Origin of the sequence: Albidovulum inexpectatum (assembly GCF_002927635.1) — a bacterium.
Taxonomy (GTDB): Bacteria; Pseudomonadota; Alphaproteobacteria; order Rhodobacterales; family Rhodobacteraceae; genus Albidovulum; species Albidovulum inexpectatum.
The window spans coordinates 130,867-148,324 of sequence record NZ_PRDS01000005.1; the positions used below are offsets into that span (position 1 = coordinate 130,867).

17 protein-coding genes and 1 pseudogene are annotated in these 17,458 nt (G+C 65.3%); 11 read left to right on the forward strand and 7 right to left on the reverse strand.

The window, feature by feature from the left end; translation table 11 throughout:
- Window positions 1-4: 4 nt before the first annotated feature.
- Window positions 5-922 carry a LysR family transcriptional regulator gene (locus tag LV82_RS09280; RefSeq protein ID WP_104071046.1) on the reverse strand — a complete coding sequence of 306 codons (918 nt, stop codon included), beginning with the start codon at window positions 920-922 and terminating at the stop codon, window positions 5-7.
- Between the two features lie 97 nt (window positions 923-1,019).
- Between LV82_RS09280 and LV82_RS09285 the strand changes: the two genes are divergently transcribed.
- The 5 genes and pseudogenes from LV82_RS09285 to LV82_RS09300 all read left to right on the forward strand — a co-directional run bounded on the left by LV82_RS09285 (window position 1,020) and on the right by LV82_RS09300 (window position 8,207).
- Window positions 1,020-2,228, forward strand: coding sequence for an acyl-CoA dehydrogenase (locus LV82_RS09285; protein ID WP_104071048.1), 1,209 nt, complete (start codon window positions 1,020-1,022; stop codon window positions 2,226-2,228).
- Between the two features lie 22 nt (window positions 2,229-2,250).
- Window positions 2,251-4,440, forward strand: a complete 2,190-nt coding sequence (locus tag LV82_RS09290; protein ID WP_104071049.1) for a dehydrogenase E1 component subunit alpha/beta — start codon at window positions 2,251-2,253, stop codon at window positions 4,438-4,440.
- Window positions 4,440-5,459, forward strand: a pseudogene (locus tag LV82_RS15260) (ACP S-malonyltransferase); the annotation flags it as partial. The gene LV82_RS09290 and the pseudogene LV82_RS15260, both read left to right, overlap by 1 nt.
- A gap of 15 nt (window positions 5,460-5,474) precedes the next feature.
- The gene (gene amaB / locus LV82_RS09295) at window positions 5,475-6,974 is read left to right on the forward strand and encodes an L-piperidine-6-carboxylate dehydrogenase (protein WP_104071266.1); all 1,500 of its coding nucleotides are present in this window, start codon (window positions 5,475-5,477) and stop codon (window positions 6,972-6,974) included.
- Window positions 6,975-7,130: 156 nt separating this feature from the next.
- Entirely contained in the window at window positions 7,131-8,207 is a 1,077-nt protein-coding gene (locus LV82_RS09300) for a saccharopine dehydrogenase family protein (protein WP_104071051.1), read from the forward strand.
- Between the two features lie 18 nt (window positions 8,208-8,225).
- On the opposite strand, the gene LV82_RS09305 is transcribed toward LV82_RS09300, so the two are convergent.
- Window positions 8,226-9,227: a polyprenyl synthetase family protein gene (locus tag LV82_RS09305; RefSeq protein ID WP_104071052.1), complete on the reverse strand. Its 1,002-nt coding sequence runs from the start codon at window positions 9,225-9,227 to the stop codon at window positions 8,226-8,228.
- Window positions 9,228-9,281: 54 nt separating this feature from the next.
- Here LV82_RS09305 and LV82_RS09310 point away from each other — a divergent pair, with 54 nt between their 5' ends.
- The 3 genes from LV82_RS09310 to LV82_RS09320 all read left to right on the forward strand — a co-directional run bounded on the left by LV82_RS09310 (window position 9,282) and on the right by LV82_RS09320 (window position 10,541).
- Window positions 9,282-9,497, forward strand: a complete 216-nt coding sequence (locus LV82_RS09310; protein ID WP_104071054.1) for a putative signal transducing protein — start codon at window positions 9,282-9,284, stop codon at window positions 9,495-9,497.
- A gap of 1 nt (window position 9,498) precedes the next feature.
- Window positions 9,499-10,263 carry a tRNA1(Val) (adenine(37)-N6)-methyltransferase gene (locus tag LV82_RS09315; protein WP_104071055.1) on the forward strand — a complete coding sequence of 255 codons (765 nt, stop codon included), beginning with the start codon at window positions 9,499-9,501 and terminating at the stop codon, window positions 10,261-10,263.
- Between the two features lie 110 nt (window positions 10,264-10,373).
- The gene (locus LV82_RS09320) at window positions 10,374-10,541 is read left to right on the forward strand and encodes a YdcH family protein (protein WP_104071056.1); all 168 of its coding nucleotides are present in this window, start codon (window positions 10,374-10,376) and stop codon (window positions 10,539-10,541) included.
- Here LV82_RS09320 and yddG read toward each other — a convergent pair.
- The 4 genes from yddG to LV82_RS09340 form a co-directional block, all read right to left on the reverse strand.
- Window positions 10,528-11,409, reverse strand: coding sequence for an aromatic amino acid exporter YddG (yddG, locus tag LV82_RS09325; RefSeq protein WP_104071058.1), 882 nt, complete (start codon window positions 11,407-11,409; stop codon window positions 10,528-10,530). The genes LV82_RS09320 and yddG overlap by 14 nt on opposite strands.
- 112 nt (window positions 11,410-11,521) lie before the next feature.
- Entirely contained in the window at window positions 11,522-12,247 is a 726-nt protein-coding gene (gene phbB, locus LV82_RS09330) for a beta-ketoacyl-ACP reductase (protein ID WP_104071060.1), read from the reverse strand.
- A gap of 94 nt (window positions 12,248-12,341) precedes the next feature.
- Window positions 12,342-13,517: an acetyl-CoA C-acetyltransferase gene (locus tag LV82_RS09335; RefSeq protein WP_104071268.1), complete on the reverse strand. Its 1,176-nt coding sequence runs from the start codon at window positions 13,515-13,517 to the stop codon at window positions 12,342-12,344.
- A 153-nt stretch (window positions 13,518-13,670) separates the two neighbouring features.
- On the reverse strand, window positions 13,671-14,513 hold the full coding sequence (locus LV82_RS09340) for an EAL domain-containing protein (protein ID WP_104071270.1): 843 nt from the start codon (window positions 14,511-14,513) through the stop codon (window positions 13,671-13,673).
- A 94-nt stretch (window positions 14,514-14,607) separates the two neighbouring features.
- Here LV82_RS09340 and LV82_RS09345 point away from each other — a divergent pair, with 94 nt between their 5' ends.
- Window positions 14,608-15,189: a DNA-3-methyladenine glycosylase I gene (locus tag LV82_RS09345; RefSeq protein ID WP_104071061.1), complete on the forward strand. Its 582-nt coding sequence runs from the start codon at window positions 14,608-14,610 to the stop codon at window positions 15,187-15,189.
- Here the strand turns inward: LV82_RS09345 and LV82_RS09350 are convergent.
- Window positions 15,174-15,755, reverse strand: a complete 582-nt coding sequence (locus tag LV82_RS09350; RefSeq protein WP_104071063.1) for a TlpA family protein disulfide reductase — start codon at window positions 15,753-15,755, stop codon at window positions 15,174-15,176. The two genes, LV82_RS09345 and LV82_RS09350, sit on opposite strands and share 16 nt — an antisense overlap.
- A gap of 18 nt (window positions 15,756-15,773) precedes the next feature.
- On the opposite strand from LV82_RS09350, the gene argH reads away from it, so the two are divergent.
- Window positions 15,774-17,165, forward strand: a complete 1,392-nt coding sequence (argH, locus tag LV82_RS09355) for an argininosuccinate lyase (protein WP_104071065.1) — start codon at window positions 15,774-15,776, stop codon at window positions 17,163-17,165.
- Window positions 17,162-17,317: a hypothetical protein gene (locus tag LV82_RS14925; RefSeq protein ID WP_170063394.1), complete on the forward strand. Its 156-nt coding sequence runs from the start codon at window positions 17,162-17,164 to the stop codon at window positions 17,315-17,317. The genes argH and LV82_RS14925 overlap by 4 nt, the downstream gene beginning before the upstream one ends.
- Window positions 17,318-17,458: the final 141 nt, after the last annotated feature.

Here is a 17,458-nt window from a genome sequence, read left to right on the forward strand (position 1 = left end):
AAGGTCAACGGGGCAGCATCGATTCGCCTTGCGGATCGGCGGCCTGATCGACCAGCCATTGCCGAAAGGCGACAAGCGGCGGATAATCTGCCAATGCGGGCGGCCAGACCAGGTAATAGCCGCCCGACCCGGTGACAGGGTCCGGATGCAGGGCAACCAGCCGGCCTTCGTCCAGTTCGGGCTGGGCAAGGAAATCGGGCAGCAATGCCACGCCCAGCCCGTGGATCGCCGCCTGGATCAGGGGGCCGAACTGGTCGAACAGCATCCCGCCCGAATGCGGTGCCGCGATTCCGTGACGCGCCAGAAATGCGGCCCAGGCATTCGGTCGGGTCTCGAGCTGCAACAGCGGCAGCCGCGGCAGGTCATGGGGCCCATGCGCGCCATGTTCGGCCAGAAGCGCGGGCGCGGCGCAGGCGATCAGCCCTTCGTCGAAGAGATGCGCCGATTGCGTCCCGCCCCAGTCATCGGTGCCGAAATGGATTGCGGCATCGAACCCCTCGGTCTCGAAATCGAACGGCCGCAGCCGCGTTCCAAGGTTCAGCGTGATGCCCGGATGGGCGCGCAGGAAGCCGGGCAACCGGGGCGCCAGCCACCGCGTGCCGAAAGACGGCAGGATCGCCAGCGAAAGCGTGCCGCCGTCCATGTTGGCCCGGACCCGCATCGACCCGCGCGAGATCAGGTCCAGCGCCTTGACCACATCGCGCCCATAGGCCTTGGCCTGTTCCGTCGGCGCCAGCGCCCGGCGCTCGCGCCTGAACAGGGTCACGCCCAGCTGCGCCTCCAGCGATTGTATCAGCCGGCTGACCGTGCCCTGTGTCAGGCTCAGGTCGCGCGCCGCCGCCTGGGTCGATCCGGTGCGCAGGACGGCTTCGAACGCCGTCAGTTGGGCAATCGAGGGCAGAAACCGTCGCGGGGTCGCCATCTATGCACTCCATGCATCAAACGGCGCAAGAATATCGCTGTGCGCGCGCACGGCAATGGCGCAAGATGTATCCGACACCCGCAATCGGAGAGCCAGGATGAAATTGTCGCCAAAGGATGCCCCTGAACTTGGCCCCTTCGACTGGGCCGATCCGCTGCGTCTGGATGACCAGCTGACCGAGGAAGAGCGCATGCTGCGCGATGCCGCGCATGCCTATGCGCAGGACCGCCTGATGCCCCGGGTCATCAAGGCCTGGCGCGAAGAGCATACCGACCCGGCAATCTTTGCCGAGATGGGCCAGATGGGTCTGCTGGGCGTCACGATCCCCGAGGAATATGGCGGAATCGGCGCCTCCTACGTGGCCTATGGCCTTGTCGCGCGCGAGATCGAGCGCGTGGATTCCGGCTATCGGTCCATGATGTCGGTTCAGTCCAGCCTGGTGATGTATCCGATCCATGCCTACGGTTCCGAAGAGCAGCGCAAGAAATACCTGCCCCGGCTGGCCAGCGGCGAATGGATCGGCTGCTTCGGCCTGACCGAGCCCGATGCCGGTTCGGATCCTGCCGGGATGAAGACGCGCGCCACCAGGACGGCGGGCGGCTATGTCCTGAACGGGTCCAAGATGTGGATATCCAATTCCCCGATCGCCGATGTCTTTGTTGTCTGGGCCAAATCCGAGGCGCATGGCGGCAAGATCCGGGGTTTCGTGCTGGAAAAGGGGATGAAGGGCCTGTCGGCGCCGAAGATCGGTGGCAAGCTTTCCCTGCGCGCCAGCATCACCGGCGAGATCGTGATGGACAATGTCGAGGTTGGCGAAGATGCGCTCTTGCCCGGCGTCGAGGGGCTGAAGGGGCCGTTCGGCTGCCTGAACCGCGCGCGCTATGGCATTTCCTGGGGCGTGATGGGGGCGGCGGAATTCTGCATGCATGCCGCGCGTCAGTATGGGCTGGATCGCCGGCAGTTCGGCAAGCCTCTGGCCCAGACGCAGCTGTACCAGAAGAAGCTTGCCGACATGATGACGGAGATCGCGCTGGGCCTGCAGGCCAGCTTGCGCGTGGGGCGTCTGATGGACGAGGGCCGCGCCGCGCCCGAGATGATCAGCCTCATCAAACGCAACAATTGCGGCAAGGCGCTGGAGATTGCGCGGATGGCGCGTGACATGCATGGCGGCAACGGCATCCAGGAGGACTATCACGTGATGCGCCATGCGATGAATCTCGAGACGGTGAATACCTACGAGGGCACCCATGACGTTCACGCGCTGATTCTGGGCCGTGCGATCACGGGTCTTCAGGCATTCTTCTGATCGCGGCGGAAAGGGGCGGGCGATGGATCGTGCCGAAATCGTGCATGAAAATTTCCTGCGCCGTGTTGCGGCCGGCGATCTGCCGCCGGGGCGCTCTCCGGCCGGCCCTCTAGAGCCTGCGCGGGCGGTAAGCCTTTTCCGGGCGGGTTGCCTGTCGCGGGCGCTTGACCGTCAGGCGCGAGCGATGCAACGCGCGGGACACGGCTTCTATACGATCGGATCATCGGGGCACGAGGGCATGGCGGCGGTCGCGGCGGCGCTGCGGCCGACCGACATGGCCTTTCTGCATTACCGTGACGCGGCGTTCCAGATCGCGCGGGCAGATCAGGTGCCCGGCCAGACAATCGCCTGGGACATGCTGTTGTCCTTTGCCTCCTCGGCCGAGGATCCGATCTCGGGCGGGCGGCACAAGGTCCTGGGCTCAAAGGCCCTGATGATCCCGCCGCAGACCTCGACCATTGCCAGCCACCTGCCCAAGGCGGTAGGGGCGGCCTATGCGATCGGTGCGGCGCGGCGGCATCGGCCCGAACACCGCGTCATGCCGGATGACGCGATCGTCATGTGCAGCTTCGGCGATGCCTCGGCCAATCATTCGACGGCCCAGGGGGCCTTCAACGCAGCCCAATGGACGGCCTATCAGGCGATCCCGATGCCGCTGTTGTTCGTCTGCGAGGACAACGGGATCGGCATATCGACCAGGACCCCGCGGGGATGGATCGCAGCCAGCTTCGCCCACCGCCCGGGCCTGCGCTATTTTGCCTGCGACGGGCTGGATCTCTATGACACCTATCGCGTGGCCTGCGAGGCAGCCGAGTATGTGCGCAGCCGCCGACGGCCGGCCTTTCTGCACATGCGCACCGTGCGGCTGTACGGCCATGCCGGGGCGGATGTGCCCACCACCTATCTGTCGCGCGAGGAGGTCGAGGCCGAGGAGGCCAACGATCCGCTTCTGCATTCGGTGCGCCTGTTGCACGAGGCCGGGGTGCTGGAACCGGCCGAGGCGCTGGAGATCTATCGCGAGACCTGCGAGCGGGTGGCCCGGATCGCCGAAGAGGCCGTCACCCGCCCGCGCCTGAAGACGGCGCGGGAGGTGATGGCAAGTCTCATCCCGCCGCCGCGCCCCTGCGCGCCGACGAATGGCCCGTCGCAAGAGGCGCGCGCGGCGGCCTTCGGCGCCGATCTTAAGGCGATGGAGGAGCCGCAGATCATGTCGCGGCTGATCAACTGGGCGCTGACCGATCTGATGCTGGAGAATCGCGAGATCGTGCTGATGGGCGAGGATGTCGGCCGCAAGGGCGGGGTCTATGGCGTCACCCAGCGGCTGATCCAGCGTTTCGGCGCGGATCGCGTGATCGACACGCTTCTGGACGAACAATCCATCCTGGGCCTCGCGATCGGCATGGCGCATAACGGCTTCATCCCGATCCCCGAGATCCAGTTCCTGGCCTATCTGCACAATGCCGAGGACCAGATCCGGGGCGAGGCCGCGACGCTGCCATTCTTCTCGAACGGGCAATTCGCCAATCCCATGGTCGTGCGGATCGCGGGGCTGGGCTATCAGAAGGGCTTCGGCGGGCATTTCCACAACGACAATTCTGTGGCGGTGCTGCGCGACATTCCGGGGCTGATCCTGGCCTGTCCCTCGACGGGGGCCGATGCGGTGGGAATGCTGCGCGAATGCGTGCGCCTGGCGCGCGAGGAAAATCGCGTCGTCGTGTTCCTGGAGCCGATCGCGCTTTACCCGTTGCGCGACCTGCATGAGGAGAAGGACGGGCAGTGGATGTGCCGCTATCCGGCGCCGGGGCATCGCATCGCGCTGGGCGAGGTCGGCGTGCATGGTTCGGGGGGCGACATCGCCATCGTGACCTTCGGCAATGGTCACTACCTGTCGCGTCAGGCGCAGCGGCGGCTGCGCGATGCGGGCGTGGAGGCGCGCGTGATCGACCTTCGCTGGCTCTCGCCCCTGCCCGAAGCGGCATTGCTGCGTGCCGTGGAGGGCGCGAAGCGGATCCTGATCGTGGACGAGACGCGCCGCTCGGGCGGGGTGGCCGAGGCGCTGATGGCACTCTTTGCCGAACATGGCCGCGCACCGGTTGCGCGGCTCGTGGCCGAGGACAGCTTCATCGCCACCGGCCCGGCCTATGCCGCCACGATGCCATCGGCGGATGGCATCGTGCAGGCGGCGCTGGCGATGGTGGAGGGCGCGCGATGATCACCGCGGTTGTCGTCTGTCCGGGCCGCGGCACCTATGGTCAGGCCGAACTGGGCTGGCTGAGGCGCCACTTTCCGGACAAGGGCCTGCTGTCGCGGTTCGACGCGATCCGGCAGGCCGAGGGACAGGAGCGGCTGACCGCGCTTGACGGGGCGGCGAGCTTTTCCGTCGACCGTCATACGCGGGGCGACAATGCATCGGCGCTGATCTACGCGGCAAGCCTTGGCGACTTCCTGTCGATCGACCGGGCGCGGATCCGCGTCGTGGCGGTCACCGGCAATTCCATGGGCTGGTATACGGCGCTGGCCTGTGCCGGGGCGGTCACGGCCGAAAACGGCTTTCGGATTGCCAACACGATGGGCCGCCTGATGCAGCAGGCGATGATCGGCGGGCAGGCCGTGCATCCGCATATGGGGCAGGACTGGCGGCCCGATCCCGCGCGGAAGGCGGCGCTGCTGGATCTGGTGGCGCGGATCGATGCGCGCGAAGGTCACACGCTGGCGCTGTCAATCGATCTGGGCGGCATGCTGGTCGTGGCGGGGAACGAGGCCGGTCTGCGCGCCTTCGAGGCCGAGGTCACGCCCGAACAGGGCCGCTTTCCGATGCGGCTGGTCAATCACGCGGCCTTTCACACCGATCTTCGGGCGCCGGTGGCCGAACGCGGACGCGCGCTGTTGCCGCCATCGCTGTTCGGCCAGCCCGGCCTGCCCATGATTGACGGGCGCGGCGCAATCTGGTGGCCGCAGGCCACCGACAGGCAGGCGCTGTGGGACTATACTCTGGGCCATCAGGTGGTGCGGCCCTATGACTTCACCCAAGCGATCCGGGTCGCGGCGCGGGAATTCGCGCCCGACCTGTTCATCGTCACCGGGCCGGGCACGACGCTGGGCGGGGCGGTCGCGCAGTCGCTGATCCTGGCCAACTGGCGGGGTATGGGCTGCAAGGCGGATTTCATGGCGCGGCAATCGCGCGCGCCGGTGCTGGCCGCGATGGGAATGACCGACCAGCGCGCAATGGTACACAGGGAGACTGACATGACCCATTCCGACGTTCTGAAAGCGGCCGGGTTCAGCGAGGCCGAACTGACGGGCGGCGATCTGGCTGTCCATTCGCCAATCGACGGGGCCGAGGTGGCGCGCGTGCGCCAGACCGACCCGGCCGAGATGCCCGGCGTGATCGCGCGGGCGCAGGCCGCATTCCGCGCCTGGCGCGAGGTTCCCGCGCCGCGTCGGGGCGAGCTGGTTCGGCTTCTGGGCGAGGAGCTGCGCGCGGCCAAGGCCGAACTGGGCGCGGTGGTGACGCTGGAGGCGGGCAAGATCACCTCCGAGGGGCTGGGCGAAGTCCAGGAGATGATCGACATCTGCGACTTTGCCGTGGGCCTCTCGCGCCAGCTTTACGGCCTGACCATCGCCTCGGAACGTCCCGGTCACCGGATGATGGAGACCTGGCATCCGATGGGGCCGTGCGCGGTGATCACCGCCTTCAATTTCCCTGTCGCGGTCTGGTCGTGGAACGCGGCGCTGGCGCTGGTCTGCGGCGATCCGGTGATCTGGAAGCCGTCGGAAAAGACGCCGCTGACGGCGATGGCCACGATGAAGATCATGGAGCGCGCGCTGAAACGCTTTGGCGACGCGCCCGAGGGGCTTGTCCAGCTGGTCATCGGCGGCCCGGCGATCGGCGAGGCGCTGGTGGACAGCCGCGACGTGCCGATCGTCTCGGCCACCGGATCCTGCCGGATGGGGGCGATCGTCGGGCCGCGCGTGGCGCAGCGCTTCGGCCGTTCGATCCTCGAGCTTGGCGGAAACAACGCCATGATCGTGGCGCCCTCGGCGGATCTGGACATGGCGGTGCGGGCGATCGTGTTCTCGGCCGTCGGCACGGCGGGACAGCGCTGCACCTCGCTGCGCCGGCTGATCGCGCATCATTCGATCCGCGACGAGCTGGTTTCGCGCCTGAAGGCGGCCTATGCCAGCCTGCCCATCGGCGACCCGCGGCAGGCGCGCACGCTGGTCGGGCCGCTGATCGACCATGCCGCGCGCGACCGGATGCAGGCGGCGCTGGAGCAGGCGGGCAAGGAGGGTGGAAGGGTTCACGGCGGCCGAAGCGTTGCCGAGGGCGTGCCGCAGGGCGGGGCCTATGCCGAGCCGGCGATCGTCGAGATGCCGGAGCAGACGGCCATCGTGCGCACCGAGACCTTCGCGCCGATCCTCTATGTGATGGGCTACGAGAGGCTGGAGGAGGCCATCGCGATGCAGAACGATGTGCCGCAGGGCCTGTCGTCCTGCATCTTCACGCTGAACCTGCGTGAGGCGGAGACCTTCCTGTCGGCCGTGGGCTCCGACTGCGGCATCGCCAATGTCAATATCGGCCCCTCGGGGGCCGAGATCGGCGGCGCCTTCGGCGGCGAGAAGGAGACCGGCGGCGGCCGCGAATCCGGCTCGGATGCGTGGAAGGCCTACATGCGGCGCCAGACCAACACGATCAACTATTCGGCCGAGCTGCCGCTGGCGCAGGGAGTCAAGTTCGACATCTGAGCGCCCCGGCCCGGCCGGCTGCCGCCGCAATCGGCAGTTCGACCGGCCGGGCCGGCATATTTCTGCGAAACGCCTTTCACATCGACGTATTGATACGCGATTTCGGCGGGCCAAGCCGTGATTCTGCCGAAGCAATGAACAATGTGGGAGGCAGTGATGTCATTCGACAGGATCGCGGTTCTCGGTCTTGGCAAGGTCGGTCATCTGGCCGCCGAGCTGCTGGCCGAAGCCGGTTTTCAGGTGACCGGAATCGATGCGCGCGCGCTGGAAGACGCGCCGTTTCCGACGCGGCAGGCCGAGCTGACGGAAAATCCGGAGCAGCTTCTGAAGGACCAGCAGGCGGTGCTGTCGTGTCTGCCCTATCACCTGAACAAGCGCATCAGCAGTGCGGCGCATGCGTTGGGCGCTCATTATTTCGACCTGACCGAAGATGTGCCGACGACGAAGCATATCCGTGAGCTTGCAGGGACCGCGAAGGGCATCATGGCGCCGCAATGCGGCCTGGCCCCCGGTTTCGTCGGCATCGTCGGCGCCCATCTGGCCGAGATGTTCGAGCGTGTCCGCTCGATCCGGCTGCGCGTGGGCGCGCTGCCGCAGAACCCGACGGGGCTGCTGGGTTATGCCTTCAACTGGTCGCCCGAAGGCGTCGTGAACGAATATCTCAACGATTGCGAGGTGATCGAGGAGGGCGTGCACAAGACCGTCTCGGCCATGGAATGGATCGAGCAGATCTATATCGACGGCGTGCATCTGGAGGCCTTTACCACCTCGGGCGGTCTGGGGACGATGTGCGAAACCTATGCCGGTCGGGTCGAGAATCTCGATTACAAGACGATGCGCTATCCCGGCCATGTGCAGCTGATGAACTTCTTCTTTCACGAACTGCTGATGCGCGAAAACCGCGATCTGGCCGGGCGCATCCTGACCCATGCCAAGCCGCCGGTGGACGAGGATGTCGTCTATGTCCATGTCGCCGCCGAGGGCTGGTCCGCCGGTCAATTGCTGCGCAAGGAATTCGTCCGCTCTTACTATCCGTTGGAAATCCGGGGAAAACGACGCACGGCGATCGCCTGGACCACCTCGGCCTCGGTCGTGGCGGTGATCGAGATGGTGCGCGAGGGTATTCTGCCCCAGCGGGGTTTCCTGAAACAGGAAGAGATTCCGCTGGATCCATTCCTGGCGACGCGAACGGGGCAATACTACGTGACAGGCCACAGGGGCAGGAACGCGTGACCCCGGGCTGGCGTGGGGCTAGTAGACCCGCGCCACCACGTAATCGGCCAGATCGGTCAGGATGTCCCGGATTTCGTGCGCGGGCAGGGCGGACAGGGCGCCCTTGGCACGGTCGGCCCAGGACAATGCCGTGTCCCGCGTGGATTCGAGCGTACCGTGCCGCCGCATCAGTTCGAGAGCGTGTTCCAGGTCGCCTTCGCGCTGGTCGCCCCTTTCGATGACGCGGGACCAGAAGGCGCGTTCTTCGGCATCGGCGCGGGTCACGGCACGGATGACGGGCAGGGTCAGCTTGCGTTCGCGGAAATCGTCGCCGACATTCTTGCCGATCACCTCGCTCGCGCCGCCGTAATCCAGTAGGTCGTCCACGATCTGGAAGGCGATGCCCAGGGCGTCGCCATAGGTGAACAGGGCCTTGACCTGATCCTCGGGCGCACCGGCGATAACGCCGCCGACCTCGGTCGCGGCGGAAAACAGCGCGGCGGTCTTGCCGCGGATCACTTTCAGATAGATCGATTCGTCAGTGCGCAGGTCCTGTGCGGCGCTCAGCTGCAGAACCTCGCCCTCGGCAATCGTGGCCGAGGCATTGGCAAGAATGTCCAGAACCCGCAGGCTGCCGGTCTCGACCATCAGCTGGAACGACCGCGCGAACAGATAGTCGCCCACCAGGACCGAGGACTTGTTGTCCCACAGCAGATTCGCGGTGGGCCGCCCACGCCGCTGGCGGCTTTCGTCCACCACATCGTCATGCAGCAGCGTCGCCGTGTGGATGAATTCGACCGTCGCGGCCAGGCGGATGTGGTGGTCGCCCGTGTAGCCAAGCATTCGCGCCGCCGCGAGCGTCAGCATCGGCCGCAGCCGCTTGCCTCCGGCCTCGACCAGGTGGGCGGTCACCTCGGGAATGCGCGGCGCATGTTCCGATGCCATGCGTTCGCGGATAAGTGCGTTCACGGCGGCCATTTCGGGCGCCAGCAGGGCGCCGAGGCGATCGAACGGTTTGGTCGCGGTCTGGTCCAGGCTCATTGCGGCGTTGTCCTTGCTCGACAAACCCGGGGGTTGGTCCTTATGTGTCGAAGCATGAAAGAGCTCATCAGAACCAATGACCCGACGGTGATCGCATATGTGACGGCCCTGCTCGACGCGCAGGGTATAGCCAGCTTTCAGATGGACGTCCACATGAGCGTGCTGGAAGGGTCGATAGGCATTTTGCCGCGCCGGCTGATGGTCGCGGACCGGGATCTGTTCATGGCGCGGTCGATCCTGCGCGACGCGGGCGTCGAGATGGGCGAGTGAGATGTTCGCCGAAGACGATCTGACCTGCGATCATTTCCTGAATGGCAGGCTGCAGATCCTTCAGCCGCGGCAGGGTTATCGAGCGGCGATGGACCCCGTGTTCCTGGCGGCTGCCGTTCCTGCCCGGCCGGGCCAAACTGTGCTCGAGTTGGGCTGTGGGGTCGGCGTGGCCTCGCTATGCCTTGGCGCCCGGGTGCCCGACCTTGGTCTTGTCGGGCTGGAGTTGCAGCCCGACTACGCCTCACTTGCCCGCCGCAACGCCGAAGCGGCGGGCATGACCCTGGAGGTCGTCGAGGGCGACCTGTCCTCGCCACCGCCCGAACTGCGTGCAAGAAGTTTCGATCACGTGATGGCCAACCCGCCATATTATCCGCCAGGCGGCGGCACGCCCGCCAGCGATCGCGGGCGCGAACGATCCCTGCGTGAGGAAACACCGCTGGCGCAATGGGTCCAGACCGCGATTCGCCGTTTGCGATCTGGCGGATGGATGACCTTCATTCAGTCGGCTGACCGGTTGCCGGATCTGATGGCGGGACTCGATCGTAGAATGGGCGACATCCGGGTGCTTCCGCTGGCCCCGCGCATCGGGCGCGAGGCAAGGCGGGTGATCGTTCAGGCGCGCAAGGGTGGGCGCGGTCCATTCCGGCTGCTGGCGCCGTTCATAGTGCACGATGGACCGGTTCATCTGCGTGACGCCGAAGACCTGACCGATGCGGCCCGCGCGGTCGTCCGCGACGGCGCGGCCTTGCCGCTTGCCGCGCAATAGGCGGGGTCATGCCGGGGTACGAAAATCGTTCAAACTTGCAACCGATCCCGCGTGACACGACTCATGTTCTGTGGTCTCCTTGAACCGAGTTCACAGGAGAGGAGAGGCCTATGTCGCTTGGATCGCACCTGCAGGAACTTCGCAAGAAGCACCAGCACCTTTCGGAAGCCGTCGAGAAGGCCCAGCGCCAGCCTGGCTATGACGAACTGGCAATTGCCGAAATGAAGAAGAAGAAACTTCGCCTGAAGGAAGAGATCACGCGGCTCAGTCAAGCCTGACCGGGGCTTTGCGCTGGCTGCCGCGGGCGGCCAGCGCTGCGCCCAGGGTGATCAGCAGTGCCGCAAGGCCGATTCGCCACGTCGCTGGAGCAAGTCCCAAGCCGATCAGGACGAGAGTGGACAACAGCGGCGCAGCATAGGCCGAAACACCCAGAAGCTGAATGTCGCCGCGTTTCACGCCGATATCCCAGATGTAGAACGCCAGTCCCACGGGCCCAAGGCCCAAGGCCAGCACTGAAAGCCAGCCCCATTCGGTATCTGGCCAACGGGGCGTTTCAAAGGCAAGATGCGCGAGCGCCGAAATGATCGCGGTGCCGATGCAGAAGACGGCTACAGAGGCGGTCGGAACCTGTCCAAGGCGTCGCGAGATGACTGAATAGCCCGACCAGGTGAGTGACGCCAGAAAGGCCAGGGCAAGCCCCCAGATTTGTTGCAGCTGCACCTGTGCCGGCTGCTTGATGACGATCAGCGCCGCCCCCGCAAAGGCGACCAGCGCGCCCAGAACATGCATGCCGGTAAGCCGCTCGCCCGGCAGAAGGCCCGAGAACAGCACAATGAACAACGGCCAGAGATAGGCGATCAGGCTGGCCTCGGCCGGGGGCGCAAGGCGCAGGGCCGAGAAATACAGCAGGTGATAGCCGCACAGGCCGGCCGTGCCGAACAGATAGACCCGCAAGGGCACATGGCGCAGTTGAGCCCATTGGCCGGTCAAGGCCAGCCATATGACCCCGACAGCCCCGCCGAGGGCGAAACTCGTCGCGTTCAGCAACAGCGGCGGCATGGGTTCGGTCCCGACCGTGAAAAGCGCCAGCAAGGCCCACAAGAGTACCGCCCCAAATCCGATGGCCGTCGCGCGAGATCTGCTCATTCTTCGGCTTTCCATGGTTGTCTGCGGGATGAAATGGCCGAAAGTTGCAACCTGGTGCAACAGAAAAGGGCCGGCGCGTGGCCGACCCCCTGAAGTGCGATGCAAGCCCGTGTCAGACGAAGTACTGCCCGCCATTGGCGGAGATCGTCGACCCGGTGATAAAGCCCGCATCGTCCGAGGCGAGGAAGACAACGCAGCGCGCGATTTCCTCGGGTTCGCCCAGGCGGCCAACCGGAATCTGCGGCAGAATGCGTTCCTTCAACACCTTTTCGTCGATCGCCTTCACCATTTCCGTCGCGATATAGCCGGGGCAAATGGCGTTCACCGTGATCCCGGCGCGCGCGCCTTCTTGGGCCAGGGCCTTGGTGAAGCCCAGGTCCCCGGCCTTTGCCGCCGAATAATTTGCCTGGCCGGCCTGGCCCTTTTGGCCATTGATCGAACTGATGTTGATCACACGGCCGAATTTGCGCTCGCGCATGCCGGGCCAGACCGGATGGGTCATGTTGAACACGCCCGTCAGGTTGGTGTCGATCACCTCTTTCCACTGCTGTGGCGTCATCTTGTGGAACATCGCATCGCGCGTGATGCCGGCGTTGTTCACCAGAATGTCGATCGGGCCCAGATCGGTCTCGACCCGCCGGACGCCGTCGACACAGGCGTCGTAATCGGCCACTGACCACTTGTAGGTCGGGATGCCGGTTTCCTTGGTAAAGGCTTCGGCTGCGGCATCGTTGCCCGCATAGTTCGCCGCCACCTTGTAGCCTGCATTCTTGAGCGCGATGGAGATCGCAGCCCCAATCCCGCGCGTTCCCCCGGTTACCAAAGCGACTCTGGACATCTTCCCCCCAAAAAATGGTTTCGTTTAAAATGGTATTACCTAGATTGGCAGCGCAACACAACATTATTGCGCTGCGCCGCCGAATGGAATTGGATCACGCGCGCTCCAGGCACATCGCAACGCCCATGCCGCCGCCGATGCACAGGGTGGCAAGACCCTTCTTCGCGCCGGATCTCTGCATCTCGAACAGCAGGGTGTTCAGGATCCGAGCGCCAGACGCGCCGATCGGATGGCCGATCGCGATCGCGCCACCATTCACGTTCACCTTGGCCGGGTCCCAGCCCATGTCCTTGTTTACCGCGCAGGCCTGTGCCGCGAAGGCTTCATTGGCCTCGATCAGATCGAGATCTTCTACCTTCCAGCCCGCCTTCTCCAGCGCCTTGCGCGAGGCGTGGATCGGGCCTACGCCCATGATCGCGGGATCAAGCCCGGCCGTCGCGTAGGAGGCGATCCGGGCCAGAGGCTTGAGGCCACGGCGGGCGGCTTCCTCTTCGGACATGACAAGAACCGCAGCCGCGCCGTCATTGATGCCGCTGGCATTGCCCGCGGTGACGGTGCCATCCTTCTGGAAGGCCGGACGAAGCTTCTGCAAGGCCTCGAGTGTCGTGTTCGGACGGATATATTCGTCCGCGTCGACGACGATATCGCCCTTGCGGGTCTTGATCGTGATCGGAATGATTTCATCCTTGAACTTGCCGGCGGCCTGCGCGGCGGCGGCCTTCTGCTGGCTGCTCAGCGCGAATTCGTCCTGCATTTCGCGACTGATCTGCCATTTCTGGGCGACGTTTTCGGCCGTGTTGCCCATGTGATAGCCGTTGAATGCGTCCCACAGGCCGTCCTTGATCATCGAGTCGATGAACTGTACATCGCCCATCTTGTGGCCTGCGCGCAGATGCGCGACATGCGGCGCAAGGGACATGTTTTCCTGCCCGCCGGCACAGACGATGGCGGCATCGCCCAGCTGCACATGCTGGGCTGCCAGCGCGACCGACCGAAGGCCTGATCCGCAAACCTGGTTGATCGACCAGGCCGCGCTTTCCATTGGCAGGCCCGCCTTGATATGGGCCTGACGTGCCGGGTTCTGACCCTGACCTGCGGTCAGGACCTGGCCCAGGATCGTTTCGCTGACCTCGGCCTTGTCGATGCCCGCGCGCGCGACGACGGCCTCGAGAACCGCGGCGCCCAGATCATGGGCCGGAGTGTTGGCAAAAGAGCCATTGAAGCTGCCGACGGGGGTTCTGGCGGCAGAGACGATTACGACGTTGGTCATGGCATGTTCCTGTCTTTCAAGCGACGTTAAACGCTGGAAGACAGCCTGCGCGTCTTCCAGCGCGCTGCCATGCAGCATGACGATCGCTGCGCACAGGTCAAGGAAAACGGCGGCCCCTTGCGCGATTCCCTGCCGCTAGGGCAAGTCGGACGATCAGGCGCGCTTGCGCTCTTCCCCGCGCTTCCAGGGAGGCGCGACAGAAGGAGCGCCACAATAGTAGCCCTGCAGGCAATCGACACCGGCTGCGGCCAGCCACGCGGCGTCGCGCGCATTTTCGACCGATTCGGCGACCGCAAGCATGTCGAAATGCCGCGCGATGGACAAAAGCGCCTGAGTCAGGACCTGGTTGTCGGGATCGTCCGCAATGCCGCGAATGAACTGGCCGTCGATCTTGAGGATGTCAAAGTAGAATTCCCGCAGATAGCGGAACGACGTGTATCCCGCCCCGAAATCATCCAGCGCAAACGAAATCCCCTCGGCCTGCAGCTCGGACATGAAGACCACGACGGCGTCGGGCATGACCATGGCCGAGCTTTCGGTGATCTCGAGAATCAGGCGTTCGCCGATCGTGGCTTCGGCGCGCAGCCCCTTGCGCAGTGTCTGCATCCAGCGCGGATAGGCGATCGAACGTGCCGACATGTTGATGGCAAGACGTAGCGTCGGATCATGCCGCAACGCGCGCAGCCCAAGTTCGAGCGACAGGCAATCGATCACCCGGCCCAGTTCGGTCGTCTCGATCGCGTTCATGAAATCCTGTGCCGGGATGATTCGTCCGGTTTCGTCCAGAAGACGGATCAGCCCTTCATAGAAGGCGGGACGGGTTGGATCATCGGCCAGCACGACGGGCTGGTATGCCAGCAGGACGTCCCGCCGATCCACGGCCTTGCGCACCATGTCAAGTGTCTGGCGATCGCGAAGGTCGATCGCTGCGCTCAGTGGGGTTTCCAACGCCGGATCTGCCGGCTTGATCGTCCATCCGGTCCCGCGATTTCGCATCCCGTCCTCCATCATCATGCCTGCAGGGTGGCGCGATGTCCCTAATAAGAGGTAAATGGCAGCCGGATTTCATGCTTGGGTCGTGGGGAAACGAATGACAGAACGCTGCCCGTGGTGCGGGACCGATCCGATCTATGTGGCCTATCACGACCACGAATGGGGTGTCCCGGAACGGGACCCGCGCGCCTTGTGGGAAAAGCTGATCCTCGACGGATTTCAGGCGGGTCTGTCCTGGATCACCATCCTGCGCAAGCGCGACAATTTTCGTACGGCATTCCGCGGCTTTGACCCCGAAGTGATCGCAGGCTGGGGCGAGCCCGAGATCGACCGACTGATTCGGGATGCGGGTATCGTGCGATCGCGGGCCAAGATCGAGGCCACGATCGGAAATGCGCGCGCCTATCTGCGCCTGTCCGAACGACAGGGCTTTGACGACTTTCTGTGGCGATTCGTGGATGGTCGGCCGATCCAGAACCGCTTCGCGCGAATCGAGGACGTGCCCGCCCAGACCGTGCTTTCCCAACGCATTTCCAAAGAGCTTCGCGACGCGGGCTTCCGGTTTTGCGGGCCGGTCATCACCTATGCCTTCATGCAGGCGGTGGGGATGGTGAATGACCACCTGGTGACGTGCCCCGCGCATGACCGCGTGGCGTCCATGGCTCACTCGGGCGCCTGAACGGCGGAGTCCGCGTCGGCGGTCAATGCGGCGACGATGGCGCGGGCGCTGTCGCTGTCCCATTCCGCATCGCCCGTCATGCGGGCAATCTCGCGGCCTTGCGGGTCAAGGATCACCGTGACGGGCAGGCCAAGAACCCCCATTGCGCGTGCAAGCTCCATTCGGGTGTCCAGGTAGACCGGCAGGTGCTCGACCCCCAGTTCCGAGAACAGCCGCTCGATCGCGGGCAGCGGATTGCGGCCAACCGCGATGGTCACGACCTCGAAGGTTTCGCCCCCCAGGTCCCGGTTCAGCGCATCCAGCGCGGGCAGTTCCTTGCGGCAGGGCGCGCACCAGGTGGCCCAGAAATTCACAAGCACATGCTTGCCGGACCAGTCGCCAAGGTGAAGTTCCCGGCCCTGCGCATCGGTAAAGGCCACCTGCGGCACCGGTTGGGGCGATTCTGCGAGGGTCAGCTTGCGCATCGAACCTTCGCGCAACTGGGCGATGGCAGCGGGATCTGCCCCTTGGGCGTTTGCACCAAGGACAAGGGCCGTGTACAGGACGACAGAGATGAACCAGCGCATGAAGGCCTCCGGATAGCCATGACCGAAAAGACCCAGAATGCCATGTGGGGCGGACGTTTCGCCTCCGGACCAGACGCCATCATGGAGGCTATCAATGCCTCGATCGGCTTCGACCGTCGACTCTACGCCCAGGACATCCAGGGCTCGCGAGCCCATGCGGCGATGCTGGCCGCGCAGGGCATCATCTCTGATACGGATGCCGAGGCGATCAGGGAAGGGCTGCTCACGGTCTTGTCAGAGATCGAGGCGGGCAAGTTCGCCTTCTCGACCGCTCTGGAAGACATTCACATGAATGTCGAGGCCCGCCTGAAGGAGCTGATCGGCGAACCGGCCGGGCGGTTGCACACGGCGCGGTCGCGCAACGATCAGGTCGCGACGGACTTCCGCCTGTGGGTGCGCGACCAGATCGATGCCGCGATCTCGGGTCTGGTCGCGCTGCAGCGCGCGCTTCTGGACCAGGCCGAGGCCGGGGCTGACTGGGTCATGCCGGGCTTTACCCACCTGCAGACGGCACAGCCGGTGACCTGGGGCCATCACATGATGGCCTATGTCGAGATGTTCGGCCGCGATGTCGGCCGGTTCCGTGACGCACGCGCGCGGATGAACGAATGTCCCCTGGGGGCGGCCGCGCTGGCGGGCACGTCGTTCCCGATCGATCGGCGCATGACGGCGGGCGAGCTGGGCTTCGACCGGCCGATGGCCAATTCCCTGGACGCGGTCAGCGATCGCGACTTTGCGCTGGAATTCCTGGCCGCCGCCTCGATCTGCGCGATGCATCTTTCGCGCCTGGCCGAGGAGCTGGTGATCTGGTCCTCGGCCCAGTTCCGCTTTGTCACGCTGTCGGACAGGTTCTCGACCGGGTCCAGCATCATGCCCCAGAAGAAGAACCCCGATGCGGCCGAGCTGATCCGCGCCAAGATCGGGCGTATCTTCGGCGCCAATGTCGCGCTGATGATGGTCATGAAGGGGCTGCCGCTGGCCTATTCCAAGGACATGCAGGAAGACAAGGAACAGGTCTTTGACGCCGCCGACAACCTGATGCTGGCACTGGCGGCGATGGAAGGCATGGTGCGCGACATGACGGCCAACCGCGAGAACCTGGAACGGGCTGCCGCCGCGGGGTTCTCCACGGCGACGGATCTGGCCGACTGGCTGGTCCGGGCGCTGGGCCTGCCCTTCCGCGAGGCGCATCACGTCACCGGCCGTCTCGTGGCCATGGCCGAGGCGCGGGGCTGCGACCTGCCGGATCTGAGCCTCGAGGACATGCGCTCGGTCCATCCGGGCATCACGCAGGATGTCTATGACGTTCTGGGCGTCCACAATTCGGTTGCCTCGCGGCAAAGCTATGGGGGCACGGCCCCCGATCAGGTGCGCGCCCGCATCGCAGAATGGCGCGAGAGGTTGGAATGAAGGCAACGGTTGCGGCGTTGGTGTTGCTGTTTCTGGCGTCCTGTTCCCAGCCGCGCGCCCATGCCCATGTCCGCGTCACGCCTGACGGCCCGCGCGTGGCGCCTTCGGTCTCGACCTCGATCCTTGGTATCGGCCTGACGGTGACCAGATGATCCGCGCGATCCTTGCCTTGACCCTGCCATTCGTGCTTGCGGCATGCGGCGCCGACGGCCCGCCCGTGCCGCCACCGGGCGCCGGGCCGGTGGCGACGGCTGGGCCTGTCCTCACGCGCCCGCTTTCCCCGGACGAGGCGT